Source organism: Streptomyces phyllanthi, from assembly GCF_009377205.1.
Taxonomy (GTDB): Bacteria; Actinomycetota; Actinomycetes; order Streptomycetales; family Streptomycetaceae; genus Streptomyces; species Streptomyces phyllanthi.
The window spans coordinates 1-12906 of record NZ_VJZE01000263.1 but is presented as its reverse complement, the minus strand read 5'-3'; the positions used below and the strand labels follow the sequence as shown (position 1 = coordinate 12906).

The following is a 12906-nucleotide window of genomic DNA, read 5'->3' as shown; positions in this document are numbered from 1 at the left end:
GGAACTCCCCGCCCACCCTCCGCAGTCGAGGCCGCCGACAGGTCCGCATGCCGTTCCACTCGGGCCCCATGTCGGTGGTGTGAAGAGCCGTTCGGCGGTCCGGGTGGTGCTGCATTGCTCCCGAAGGTAGGTGGCCAGGGTCTCCCGGGTTTCGGCATCGGCGTACAGGAGGTCGCCGAGGGTGTCGGAGACGAATTCGTCGGCCTGGATGGGGTCGGTGGTCAAAAGGCTTTGTTCATTGTTCAGATGTGTACGTCATGGGGCGTGGAGCGTGCGCTTCGTCCGTGGCGCTCATGCAGGGCCGCTACGGCCCCATGCCGTTTGGTCAGGCGGGAGTTGGCAGCCCCGCGCATGTCGATGAGGGCTGTGGACCGTCCAGTGGGGCCGCCTGACGGATCTGGTGCCGCACGATGCGCTGGACGAGGTGGCGACACCACAACAGCTACCCCGAACACCGAGGTCCGGCCCGAGAGACCCGGTACAACGGACCGCCGACCGTCGCGCCGCTCCCCACACCGGTGCGGTCATGATCGACGCTTGCCCAATACTCCAGTGTGACTTCCCGATCTACGCGCTGGGGGATCTACTGGCTGCCAAGGGCGTCCCAATGTGAAGCGTAGTTTCCGGGCTGATCCGCACTGAGTCTGTCGAGCAGCACCTGGCGCATCATGACTCACGCAAGAGTCGCAGACACTTTCGAATCTTGAGAGATGCAGCGCCAGGGAATCGTCCAAATCGAAGATCGCGGATCAAGACTGTTTCTGGTTGATCTGCTTGATCTGCGCGAGGCCGTCGACCGGGTGGAGCCCTGACCGTACAATCAGCCCACCGCCGACATGCCAGGGGGAGGCACTGTGAGTGATCCAATCACCGTCAAAGAGTTGATTCGGAAACTAAGCGAGGATCTACTGGAATCCGAACGGGAACGCAAGCAGAGCGGGCGTCGGGCAGTATTTGAAGTAGCCGAGCTCACGGTTGAGTTGGAGTTCACAGTTTCCCGGTCACGTCAGGGACGTGCCGGGCTTGACTTGCACGTCGTTGACGTTGGCGGAGAGGCCGGGCGGACCAATGCCCACAGCCAGAGGATGACGCTGCGATTGGTGGCAGCCGGTGCGAAAATTCCCCCATTCGGCGACGACGAATCCGCAGCAACGCAGGCCGGGGTGAACGCTGCACCGGCCACCTCGTCTTTCGTGCCACTTGATTACGATGAGGTGCTTCCGGTGAGACCTCGAATCAGTCTGAGGCGGCGCAAGGAAAAGAATGACTGATCCGGAGTCAAGCCAGGGCTGCGATCATACTCCGCCCAGCCCAGCCTCCGACCTGCTGGAGTTCGAGGGATGGCTGGACCATGTGTCGTTGACGTTGACCATGAACTGTTCGAGACAGGAGCTTCTGGCTGCGCTGGAAGCTCAGTCACAGGATCAGCCGTTCAGTGAGCTCTGCCGTACCTACGTGCATGAATTAGCACACGTCGGGCAGACGTTGGGGACTACGCTCGGATATTACACGTGGATGCTCCGATCGGTGCAGGTTGACTACGTGATTCGGATGCTGAAATGGCTTGTCCAGGAAGCGAAAGCCCCCATCAGATCACCACTGATCAAGTATCTGCCGTCTCTTTCCGCCTACGACGACAAGGCGGCCGGGCTTGTTCACGGCTGGCAGATCACCGAGTCCTTGATCACCGAAGTCGCTGGCAGCGTGAACAACCCGTTTCACGCGGCAGCTCAGCCGGCCGCCCTTATAACTCCGTGGCAGCGCCAGTGGTCGAGGCTGCAGTCGAACATCCTGGAGCTGTACGAGACCGCCACTCAGAGATTCCCCGACCAATTCTTCCTGGCCCTGCACTCCGAAAAATTCGTCGAGGCGCCGGAGGAGTATATGGCCATGCTCATGACTCTCCCTACGACAGGAATGTTCACCATCGCCGGCGTCATGGAGTCCGCGGCGCTCGCTGTCGAACTCAGTCCCGAAGACGATCGTGGGCTGCGCGCCATACTTGACGAGCCTCAGCACGGAATGGAAGTAATTGAGTCGGTCGGCCTGCTTCACCGAACCAGACGCGCTTACCCGGATCTTCCTGCTCGCCGCCTGCTGGCTACTCACATCGCCGCTTGTGACGCCGCACTCAATCCTCCGTGCCTGCCCCAGCACTATCTCGATCGCCAGGGGGCAAACGTCACGGAGTTGCATCCCATGGCTCGCATCGTCGAAATATGGCTGACCCTCGGAGACCGCATTAGGCCGGCGCAAGACATCGACGATGCACTTAGGTGTGCGGATGACATATGCGCCACGCTGGGATGGACAACTGTCTCCGATACGCTGGCGCGAGCCGCAGCCAGCTTCCGCGGGAATGGTGCGGATCCGCGAGGAAGGGCATTCGCGAAAGCCATGTGGGGGCGCACGGTATATCCACCCCTCCTGCACAACCCGTGGGTTCCTATATGGGGCACCGGCCCCTTGGTCGACACCTATAACGCCGAACTCGTGCCTGCGTTCTTCGTCCTGGACGATGTCTCGGTACCCGGGTCGCCCGAACGCAGCGATGGACTGCTCCTTCAGTCGCTGCGAGATCAATGGACTAGATCAATGATGATCGGCAAACCTGCTGTACTCAGATCGCCAGTTCCCCTGCCTGACGACACACTCAATCATTATCAGTCGAGACTGGCACGAGAATTCTCTGTATCGATCGGGAAAGAGTTTCGCCCTCCGTCGGTGAAGAATTCCACCCCAGGCTTCTGACCACATATCTGCCGGTTCACAATGTGCTGGCTTCTTGGTTGACTGACTCGTGGCGGGCTGTCTGGGCGCTCACAGCGTCAAGGCAACGCCCACACCGCACATAATGCGCACGTGCAAAACCGCAGGTCAGGAGCCCTTCGCGGCCGGTTCGAGGATCGCCACGCACTCCACATGATGCGTCATCGGAAAGATGTCGGCCTGAGCGGGTCTCGGAAAAGGCCAGGTCAGAGGCTATTTCTCGGCTCGCCGTCCCGCCTCCGGGAGACCAGAGCGTCAAACGAGCGTCATGACGTGGTTGTGGAGCCGTAGTGCGCAGACGTCCCGTTTGCGGCGCACATACGGCCGGTCCTCGTTCGGTTGCGGGGTGGGACTCCGCTGATCAGCGTGTTTGGTAGACAGGCTCCTGGAGCGGCGATCATCCGCGCTGCAGCATGGGAAGGACCTGGCACACACAGCGTTGAGCAGCGCATACCCTGGCTGGAGTCGAAGAAGAGGGGCTGGACGAGTGGGTGCCGGGGTACGCCGTCCGACGATCCGTGACGTGGCGAAGCTCAGCGGGGTCTCCGTGGCCACGGTCAGCTACGTGCTGAACGGCAAGGAGTCCCAGACGATCAGCGAGGAGACGAAGCGGCGCGTAGCCGCGGCGGTCTCCGACCTCGGGTACGTGCGCAACCCCGTGGGTACCGCTCTGCGCCGGGGGCACTCGAACGTCGTCCTGGTGGTCCTCGACCCGACGTTCGTGGGGGATGTCAGCGAGCGCTGGAACGGCGCGGTCGTCGGTGCCTTGTCCAACCTCGGCTACACCGTCGTCACGCACACGCTGCTGCAGGAGGCGGAGGCGGTGAAGGTGGTCGCGGCGCTGCAGCCTGTCGGTGTCGCGTTGTTCGCCTTCGTGACCGTGCGGACCTGTGAGGAGATGCGTGCCGCCGGAGTCCGGCATGTCTTCGGGTTCCCCGCCGCCGAGGGCGATCCGGAGGCGGCGGACCGGCCCTGGGAGCGGGCGATCGGCCGGGCCCAGGTGGCGCATCTGGTGGAACGCGGTTGCGAAAGGGTCCGGTACGCGTTTCCGGAGCCTTCGAGCCGACGCGTGGTGGCCGAGCACCGGCTTCAGGGTGTAAGGGAGGAATGCGAGCGGCGGGGGATGCCGCAGCCCGAGGTGTTCACTCTGCCTCTCGACCGGCAGCAGGCCGTGACGGCCCTGTCGGCGCTGGGCCGCGCGCCGGGTTCGGCGATCTGCGCGGCCGACGACCGCCACGGACTGGCCGTACTGGCCGCGGCTGCGGATCTCGGCTGGCGGGTTCCGTCGGATGTGGCGGTCATCGGCGCCGAGGACACCGTGGAGGGCCGCTTGGCGCTCCCCCCGCTCACGACGGCGCGCTTGGTCGATGCCGACCGTCTCAAGGGTGTGCGCGTCTGGCTGGAGGCGGAGCTGAACGGTCACCGGACGCCGCTCGGCCGCACGATCTGGGAGAGTGCGGCTTCAGCTGAGGTCGTCGTCCGCCGGTCCACTTGAACCAGCCGACCGGTCATCGGGCACCCGAGCCCGCCGACCAGGGCGAACTCGGGTGCCCGATGCCTGGTCAGGACACGTGGAAGACGTGTGTCCCGGCCCGCACGTGGTAGGCGACGTAATCGTCCTTCCGCTCCCCGCGGGTCGCGCCCCGGCCCGCGGTGACCCCCCGTGCTCCGTCCGTGAGCGGGACACGGACCTCGGCCGGTGTACCCGCGGGCACCTTCACGGTGAGGGTCAGTCGGCCGTTCTGCCTGCGCCAGCCGGAGCTGACCTCGCCGCGCGGGGTCGTCACCTGGGCTGAGGCATACCTCAGGCCGTCCGGCACGACCGGCGCGACGAGCACCTTGCCGTAGCCGGGAGCAGCCGCCTGGATACCGGCCAAATGCTGGTAGAACCAGTCGTCCACGGTGCCCAGGAAGGGGTGGTTCATCGAGAAGTCCTTCTTGGCCATGGACCAGGTCTCCCACGAGGTGGTGGCACCCTGCTTCACCCAGTAGCCCCAGCTGGGGTAGTCCGTCTGGGCGGCGATCTTGTAGGCCAGGTCGGCACGCCCGTTCTCGGTCAGGACGGGGAGCAGCAGTTTGGTGCCGATGGCCCCGGTGTTCAGGTGGTTGCCTCGGTCGGTGATGTCCTTGACGAGGTTGGCGAAGACCTTGTCCCGGTGTTCGTCGGGGACCAGCCCGTACGCCAGAGCCACCAGGTTGGAGGTCTGGCGGTACCCGGCTTCCACGGGGGTGTGGTAGACGCCCGCGTCGGCGTCGAGGAACTTCTCGTTGAACTTCTCGGCCAGGGCGTCGGCCATGGTGTCGAACCGCGCGGTGTCGCCGGAGTGACCCAGTTCCCTCGCGATCAGGGCCAGGAGACGGGCCTCGTGGTAAAGATCCGCGTTGGCGGTCAGCAGGGAGCCCTCCGGCGGCCTGAGGGCCAGGGTGGCAGCGTTCTCCGCGCCGGGCGGTGACCAGTCGCCGAAGGAGAAGCCGGTGTACAGGCCGTTCGTCCCGGCGATGGTGGTGCGCATCAGGTCGAGCCAGCGCGCCATGGCCGGGTAGTTGTCGCGCAGCACGCCGGCGTCGCCGTAGTGCTGGTAGTGGGTCCAGGTGGAGGAGATCAGCGTGCCCGACCAGGACGGGTCGTTCCACAGGGGGAAGCCGCCGGGGTTCGGGGCGATCACCGGCAGGGCGCCGTCGGCCCGCTGGGAGTCCCGGAACGTTCGCAACCACTGGCGGTACAGGCCCTCGACATCGAAGTTGAGGGCCGCCGAGTCCAGGTAGAGATAGGCATCGGCGGTCCAGCCCTGCCGGTCCCGCCAGGGGGTGTCACTGGGAATGCCCCACATGTTGTCCAGCAGCGACGCACGCTGAATGGCATTGATACTGGTCAGCACCGGGTTGGCGCAGTCGAAGCGCCCGGTCGACTCCACCGCGGTGTGCGCGACACGGGCCTCGATCCCGAATGAGGTCAGCGGTGCCGAGGTGGAGACCTCGACATAGCGGAAACCGTGCCGGGTGAAGCTGGGTTCCCACGTCTGCACTCCCTTGCCGCCCAGGGTGTAGGAATCCAGGTGACTGACGTCGGCGGGACCGAGCATGCCCGACTGGAACACGGTGCCGTCGTCGTTGAGCTGCTCCCCGTAGATGAGGGTCACCGTCGTTCCGGCCGTCCCGCTGACCTTGATGCGGGCCCAGCCGGCCGTGGTCCGGCCGAAGTCGTAGACCTGGGTGCCGGTCTTCAGCTTCGTGGAGCCGACGGGGCCGAAGGTGTCGGTGACCTTGACGGGCGGCATGCCGGCGGGCACCACCTGTTTGGTGGGCGCCGGCTGCACATGCGCGTCCTCCCAGCCGGAGTCGTCGTAGGTGGTGCCTGTCCAGCCGGGTCTGGCCCGGCGGGCGTCGTAGTGTTCACCGAAGTACAGCGCGTCGAGGGTGGGCCCGTCGGTGATCTTCCACTTGTCGTCGCTGACGACCCGGCGTCTGGTCCCGTCGCTGAAGACGATGTCCAGCTGCGCCAGAAGTCGGGGCTCTTGTGTCCACGGCGCCTTGGGCAGGCCGAATATCGTGGCCGGAGTGGTCGCGGGGGTGCTGAGGTAGCCGCGCCCCAGGGTGACGGCAAGGGCGTTGTCCCCGCCGCGCAGCGCCTTCGTGACGTCGAACGTGCGCGAGTACGCGGTCTGGTCGTACGCCGACGGCGGCGGGTCCAGAACCTGGTCACCGACGCGGTGGCCGTTGATCCACGCCTCGTAGTAGCCCAGTCCGACGATGCTGAACTCGGCCCGTGCGACGTGCTTGCCCAGCTCGAACTTCCGGCGCAGCAGCGGCGCGGGGTTCTGCTTGCCCAGCTCGGGCGCCACCGGCGGGGTGTCCCGCCCGATCCACTGCGCCGTCCAGCCGTCCTCGGCGCCGGCGGCCGTGGCCGACGGGGCACCGGAAAGCGCGGCGCTGCGCGCCGGGTTCATCATGCCGAGCACCACGGCAGCGGCAGCGGAACCCACCACCTGGCGACGCGTGGCCGACCTGTTGAGAGGCATGCCGTTCCCTCCTTGTCAGTGAACCTGTCTGGCAGGTCTGCGGGCGGCACACATGCCGAAGGCTGCCGCAGCGCTCCGCCGGTTTGGAACGTTTCGGCGCACGCTAGTGAGAGGGTGCGATTCGAGTCAATGGGGTTACTTAAACGTTTCGAACTGCTTTAGTGTCGCCACGTGGACGCTGATGACTAGCTCGTCCGCCGACTCTGACATCGATCACACGCCCGCGAGGACGCAGGTAATGAATCGATTCACTCAGGCTGGACCGGCCACTCGGGATCCCGGCGACTCATCCCGTTCCGGCACCCCAACGAACTTGACGCTTACTCAGCTCAGGAGGAGCCGGACGAGAAACACACGAGAGGCTGATCGAGTCGCACGACATGGTGCACTCCACGGGCGGGGGCCCATGACGAACGAGGGGACAGTCGAAATCGGCATGTCTCCGGCGACCGAGCGTCCATGGGCGGCAGGCGGTCCGCCCGCTCGCCGCGTTCAGCCGGGAAGGCAACCCGCCTGGTCTGCACCGGGCGAACTCTCCCCGAGAGACACCAGGCCCGGAGTATCGGGCTCCGGGGCAGCGCTCGTGCAGATTCCGGTCTCCGCATCGCACCAGCCGCCGGCCGGCCCGGTGTCGATGAGCTGCAGCGGCGGCGGGGCGGACGGCGTGTCAGTCATTGACGAGCTCCCATGCCTGGTCGATGGCGTCGGTGTACTGGCGGATGCCGGCCGTGCCGGGTATGCCCAGCCGGTTGCCGAGGACGGTGAAGGGGACACCACGGGCGCCCAGGGCCACCGCGGCGGCATGATCGGCCTGTACGTCGGCGGCGTAGCGGTGGGTCGCGAGGACGTCGCGGATCTCGTCGCCGGGGATACCCAGTCGCTCGCCCAGGCGGATCAGCGTCTCGTGCTCGAAGGTGTCGGCGTTGCCGCTGCCGAACAGTTCGGAGTGCATCGCCGCCATGTACTGCCAGCCCACGCCGTGCTCGTTGCCGAGGTGGACCAGACGCAGCATGTCGAGGGTGTTGCTAACGGGCCGGTCCAGGACGTAGGGCAGACCGTCGGCGGCGGCCTGCCCGGCCACTTCGCTCTCCATGGCCCGCGCCTGGTCGGGGGTGACCCCGAACTTCCTGACCCGGTACTCCGGGATCCACGAGACCTCGGTGGGGACGTTCGGGTCGAGCTGCCACGTGTGGATCTTCAGCTCGATGTCGGCCGCGTACGGGGACCGCGCGACCGCGGTGCTCAGACGATGCTCACCGACGTAGCACCAGGGGCAGAGCACATCGGCCCACATGTCGATCGTCAATCGGGGGGATGCCATCTCGGGAACCGCCTTCCATAACGTGAACAGGGTTTCAACTGCTGGGTCTCCCGTCCGGGATGCCCCCTGTGCAGGTGCGTGCCCGGACAGGGTTCAGCTCGCGACCAGGACGTCGTTGGCGTGGAGGGTGTCGAGGTACTCCCGGATGCGGTGGATCCTGCTGTCCCGCAGCTGGAAGACGAAGACCAGCCGCTGGTCGTAGACCTTCCCGGCGGCGGAGACGCCGCGGCTCGCGACCTCCGCCACGACCCGGTCGTCCTGTGCCGTTGTGTAGGTGACCTCGATCTCCACGCCGTTCGGCCGGGCCTGCCCCACCCGGCCCAGCATCTGGAGGACCTCGTCCTTTCCGTGGGGGCCGGCGGAAGGGTACTGGTCGGGCTTGCCCGACACCCACCACACCGCCTGCTCATCCAGCAGGGTCAGTGCGGCCTGCGCGTCCCCTGCGGCGAAGCGTTCGAAGAATCGCAGCACCACGGCGGTGTTGCCGGTTGCTGTCATGGGAGCTACTCCTTGCTCGATGCCCGTGGACGGACGGCCCGACGGTCGACAGGGTCGGGTCGTCCATCCACGGAACGATGGGTTCACTCACGGAGGGAGCGGTGATGCCCGCCGACGGCCCGTAGGCCGCGGCCTTCATCCGGCGCGCGGCCGCTACTTGAGGGCGATGGGGGTGATGGGCGATCCGACCGAGCCGGTGATCTTGAGGCCGGGGGCGCACAGGAGGAACTCCCACACGCCGTCCTGGGCGCAGTCGGCGGCCAGGGCCTCGAAGTCCCACATCTCGCCGAGGGTGAGGCCCATGTCCCGGATCGCGACCTGGTGGAACGGAGCGTAGGTGCCTTCCACCGGGGACGGGTAGACCTCGACGGCCCAGTTGTCCACGGCCACGGCGGCGACCTCACGGTCGTACAGCCAGCGCAGGGTGTCCAGGCCGAGGCCGGCCTCGTTCTCGCCCATGTAGTGGTCGCGGTCCCCCTCGGCGAACCAGCGGTGCCACCCGGTGCGGACGCAGAGGATGTCACCGGACTCCACTCGCACGCTCTGGCGTTCCTCGGCCGCCGTCAGGTCGGCCGCGGTGACCTCGTAGGAGTCCGCCAGGCGGTCGACGCCCTTGAGCGCGGCGATGTCCAGGAGCATCCCGCGCGAGATGGGACGTCCGGCGACCTTGTCGAAGGAGTCGCGGGATGCGCCCGTGAAGTTGTTGACCGCGGCGGCCGGCACGTTGTTGTAGAAGTGGCCGCCGTATCCCATGTGGGCGAGGCCGTCCCACTGGGTGGCCGCCTGCAGGCTCATGACCACCAGGTCGTCGGTGCCGAACATGCCGTCGGGGGCGCCGGCGCTGTCCGAGGGCAGCAGGGTCATCATGTGCTGGGGGTTGTCCCGGAAGGTGTTCGGTGTGGCCGGGCCCTCCTTGCCGAAGGACATGCCGAGGTCGAAGGTCTTGCCGGCCCTGACGAGCTGGGCCGCGGCGACGCGCTTGGCGGGGGTGATGAAGTTCAGGGTGCCGATCTCGTCGTCGTCACCCCAACGCCCCCAGTTGCTCAGTTCCTTGCCGAGTGCGTGATGCGGCCATGTCGTGGTATCGCTCATGGGTTCTCCTCAGACGGCGTTGATGCCGATTTGTTGGTGGTGGTCAGATCTGGGTGTGGCCGCCGTCGACGACGAGGTCGAAGCCGGTGGTGTACCGGTTGTCGTCGGCGGCGAGGAACAGCACGGCTGCGGCGATCTCCTCGGACCTGCCCAGACGGCGCAGGGGGACCATGGCCGCGAGCGAAGTACGCAGAGCGGCCGGGTCGTCCTGCCTGTCGAGGGCGGGCGTGTCGATCGGCCCTGGGCTGACCGTGTTCACCCGGATCCCGCGCCCCTTCAGCTCACTCGCCCAGGTGCGGGCGAAGGAGCGGATGGCGGCCTTGGTGGCGCTGTAGACGCCGCTCCGCCGCGCCGTTCAGGTGCCCGGCGGAAGCCATCAGAACGACGGATCCGTTGTCGTTGAGCAGCGGCAGCGCCTTCTGCACGGCGAAGAAGGTGCCCCGGGCGTTGACGGAGAAGAGCCGGTCGAAGTGCTCCGGCGTGGCCTGGGCCAACGTGGCCTGCTCGCCGCGGCCGGCGTTGGCGACGAGGATGTCGACCCCTCCCCGTTCCCGCTCGACCTGCTGCCAGAGCCGGTCGAGATCCTCCAGGCGGGATATGTCGACCTGCACGGCTGTGACATCGCCGCCGATCTCGGCCCGGGCCTCGTCCAGTTCCTGGGCGTCGAGGCCGGTGATGTACACGTGGGCGCCCTCGGCGACGAACGTCCGGGCGGTCGCCAGTCCGATACCGCTGCTTCCGCCGGTGACGACCGCCGTCTTGCCCGTCAGCTTGCCCATGGGTGCCACCCACCTTTCGGTTTAGTGACCACTAAAGCGGTCAACGGCTACACTGTAACGACCACTAAAGGGAACGTGCAACCGGCACCCCGGCGGAGCCGGGCAAGGGAGGGAAGGGCCATGCCCAGAGGCGGAAAGCGCGCCTTCGACGAGGAGGCCGCACTGGACGTGGCCCTGGAGCTGTTCTGGCGCCAGGGCTACGAGGCCACCTCGATCGCCGACCTGACCGAGGCCATGGACATCCGACCGCCCAGCCTCTACGCGGCCTTCGGCAACAAGCGGGAACTCTTCGAGAAGGTCCTGCACCGTTACGCCGAGGCCCGCTCGCCCCTGTCCCGCGAGGCGCTGGCGCAGCCCACCGCGCGCGAGGTGGCGCTACGGCTGCTGACGGGCCTGGTCGAGGCGTACACCACACCGGGCAAGCCCCGCGGCTGTCTGACCGTGCAGGCGGGTCTCGCCTCCGGCGAGGACGGCCGCGCGATCGTGGAGGTGCTCAAGGTCGCGCGCGACGACTACCGGCGGGCTGTCCAGGACCGATTCGAGAAGGCCGTGGCGGACGGGGACCTGCCCGCCGGCACCGACTGCAGGACCTTGGCCCGCTTCCTCATGGCCACCGCCGAGGGCCTCGCCGTCAACGCCGCCTCCGACGCGCCCCGCGAAGAACTGATGGCCGCCGCTGTCCTCGCCGTCCAGGTGATACCCGCCGGCTGACAGACAACCGGGCCGCAGTCCGCGTCCGGTCTCGGCAGCGACCAGGGCGTGCCCGGCCGGCTCCTCGGCCCTCCCGTCCGGCGCACGACCCACCATCACGTGAGGAAGCACGACGCGACGAACTCGGTCACGATTCCGGATCCACCATGAGGGGCCCAGTCGACCGCCCACTCGGGGCCCGCCCCGAAGCGACCGACGGACACGCCTGAGGCAGGTCGAATGCCGGTCAGGGTGTCCGGTCGGACCGCGGCCCGATCAGGTGGAGGCCCCGGACGGCGGGCTCCCGCACGAACGGGGTCATCCTGCGACGACGGCCATCCGGTCGCTGATCTCCTGTGCGGTGGCGAGGACCTTCTGGGCGATCTCCGCCTCGGCCTCCGGGTACACGCGGGAGGCGAGGGCGGCGACGCTGACGGCCGCGACCACGTTCTTGTTCTCGTCCCGGATCGGCGCGGCGACGCCGACCACGTCGGGGTCGAGTTCGCCGCGGGTGACGGAGTAGCCGATGCGGCGGATGCGGCCGAGCCGTTCCATCAGCGCGTCGACGTCGGTGAGGGTGGCCGGGGTGAACCGCCGCAGTTCGGCGTTCTGAAGCAGGCGGCGGGCCTCGTCCTCCGGGCTCCAGGCCAGCAGCACGAGAGCGGAGGCGCCGGCGTTGATGGGCAGGGCACTGCCGCGCTCGTAGGAGATGCGGACCGCGCGGGTGCTCTCCGCACGATCCACGCACACGACGAGGTCGCCGGTGCGGCGGGTGAGCAGGACCGTCTCATGCGTCTCGACGGCGAGGTCCTCCATCGACGGCATGGCGACTTCGGAGAGGCCGTAGCTGCGGCGGGCCAGCCGGGCGATCTCCAGCACCCGCAGGCCGAGCCGGAACCCGCCGCCGGGGGCCTCTTCGAGGAAACGTCCGGCGACGAGGCTCTGGAGGTAGCGGTAGGCGGTGGAGCGTGCCACGCCGAGCCGCTCGGCCACGGCGGTCCCGGAGACGACCAGGTGGACGTCGTCGAACATGGTCAGGATGTCGAGTGCCCGGTCGGCCGTGGAGTTGCGGTCGCGGTAGCTGGGGGACGTGTTTCCTGACATGCGAGACACTGTAGCGGGTGGGCGCGGCGTGGTGGAGGCCGCGCCCGGCTGTCCGCCTGTCCGGTCTACAGCCGGTCCTTGACGACGGTGTTGCGCAGTTCCCCGATGCCCTCCACCGCGGTGACGAGTTCCTGGCCGGGGCGCAGGAAGACCTTCGGGTCGCGCCCGGCGCCCACGCCTCCCGGGGTACCGGTGAGGATCAGGTCGCCGGGCAGCAGCGTGATGACGGTGCTGATGTAGGCGATGGTGTCGGCCACGTCGAAGAGCAGGTCGGCGGTGTTGGACTTCTGCATGGTGTGGCCGTCGACGCTGCAGGAGATGTCCAGTCCCGAGGCGCCGGGCGGGAGTTCGTCGGGGGTGACCAGGACGGGTCCGACCGGGGTGGTGGCCTCGAAGGTCTTGCCGGAGAGGAACTCCCGGGTGCGGTGCTGCCAGTCCCGCACGGTGACGTCGTTGGCGACCGTGTATCCGGCCACGTGCGCCAGGGCCTTCTCACGCGGCACATGGCGGCCGGGGCGGCCGACGACGACCGCCAACTCGGCCTCCCAGTCGAGGTCGTCACTGACCGGCGGCATGTGGATCTGGTCGTGGGCGCCGATGAGGGAGCCGTCGTACTTGGCGAACAGGGTGGGGT

11 protein-coding genes and 1 pseudogene are annotated in these 12906 nt (G+C 67.5%); 4 read left to right on the top strand and 8 right to left on the bottom strand.

Annotated features, from left to right (window positions below):
- Nucleotides 1–225, bottom strand: a 225-nt coding sequence (locus tag FNH04_RS48005; protein ID WP_456154879.1) for a PucR family transcriptional regulator, incomplete at its 3' end; no start/stop codon positions are given.
- Between the two features lie 629 nt (nucleotides 226–854).
- On the opposite strand from FNH04_RS48005, the gene FNH04_RS29255 reads away from it, so the two are divergent.
- The 3 genes from FNH04_RS29255 (at nucleotide 855) to FNH04_RS29245 (ending at nucleotide 4264) form a co-directional block, all read left to right on the top strand.
- Nucleotides 855–1271 (top strand): trypco2 family protein, encoded by a 417-nt coding sequence (locus tag FNH04_RS29255; protein ID WP_152788790.1) that lies wholly within the window; start codon nucleotides 855–857, stop codon nucleotides 1269–1271.
- Nucleotides 1264–2751: a hypothetical protein gene (locus FNH04_RS29250; RefSeq protein WP_152788789.1), complete on the top strand. Its 1488-nt coding sequence runs from the start codon at nucleotides 1264–1266 to the stop codon at nucleotides 2749–2751. Before FNH04_RS29255 ends, FNH04_RS29250 begins: the two co-directional genes overlap by 8 nt.
- A gap of 541 nt (nucleotides 2752–3292) precedes the next feature.
- The gene (locus FNH04_RS29245) at nucleotides 3293–4264 is read left to right on the top strand and encodes a LacI family DNA-binding transcriptional regulator (protein ID WP_194236853.1); all 972 of its coding nucleotides are present in this window, start codon (nucleotides 3293–3295) and stop codon (nucleotides 4262–4264) included.
- A gap of 67 nt (nucleotides 4265–4331) precedes the next feature.
- Here FNH04_RS29245 and FNH04_RS29240 read toward each other — a convergent pair whose 3' ends face one another.
- The 5 genes and pseudogenes from FNH04_RS29240 to FNH04_RS29220 form a co-directional block, all read right to left on the bottom strand.
- Entirely contained in the window at nucleotides 4332–6788 is a 2457-nt protein-coding gene (locus FNH04_RS29240) for an alpha-L-rhamnosidase (protein ID WP_152788787.1), read from the bottom strand.
- A gap of 667 nt (nucleotides 6789–7455) precedes the next feature.
- Nucleotides 7456–8109 (bottom strand): DsbA family oxidoreductase, encoded by a 654-nt coding sequence (locus FNH04_RS29235; protein ID WP_152788786.1) that lies wholly within the window; start codon nucleotides 8107–8109, stop codon nucleotides 7456–7458.
- A gap of 93 nt (nucleotides 8110–8202) precedes the next feature.
- A complete protein-coding gene (locus FNH04_RS29230) occupies nucleotides 8203–8607 on the bottom strand; it encodes a nuclear transport factor 2 family protein (protein ID WP_152788785.1) in 405 nt (134 codons plus the stop codon).
- Nucleotides 8608–8760: 153 nt separating this feature from the next.
- Nucleotides 8761–9699: a cyclase family protein gene (locus tag FNH04_RS29225; protein ID WP_152788784.1), complete on the bottom strand. Its 939-nt coding sequence runs from the start codon at nucleotides 9697–9699 to the stop codon at nucleotides 8761–8763.
- Between the two features lie 43 nt (nucleotides 9700–9742).
- Nucleotides 9743–10478, bottom strand: a pseudogene (locus FNH04_RS29220) (SDR family NAD(P)-dependent oxidoreductase).
- A 120-nt stretch (nucleotides 10479–10598) separates the two neighbouring features.
- On the opposite strand from FNH04_RS29220, the gene FNH04_RS29215 reads away from it, so the two are divergent.
- Complete coding sequence (locus FNH04_RS29215; protein ID WP_152788783.1) at nucleotides 10599–11189, top strand: TetR/AcrR family transcriptional regulator; 591 nt, start codon at nucleotides 10599–10601, stop codon at nucleotides 11187–11189.
- 297 nt (nucleotides 11190–11486) lie between these two features.
- Here FNH04_RS29215 and FNH04_RS29210 read toward each other — a convergent pair whose 3' ends face one another.
- Nucleotides 11487–12272, bottom strand: coding sequence for an IclR family transcriptional regulator (locus FNH04_RS29210; RefSeq protein WP_152788782.1), 786 nt, complete (start codon nucleotides 12270–12272; stop codon nucleotides 11487–11489).
- A 65-nt stretch (nucleotides 12273–12337) separates the two neighbouring features.
- Nucleotides 12338–12906, bottom strand: a 569-nt coding sequence (locus tag FNH04_RS29205) for a fumarylacetoacetate hydrolase family protein (RefSeq protein WP_152788781.1), incomplete at its 5' end; no start/stop codon positions are given.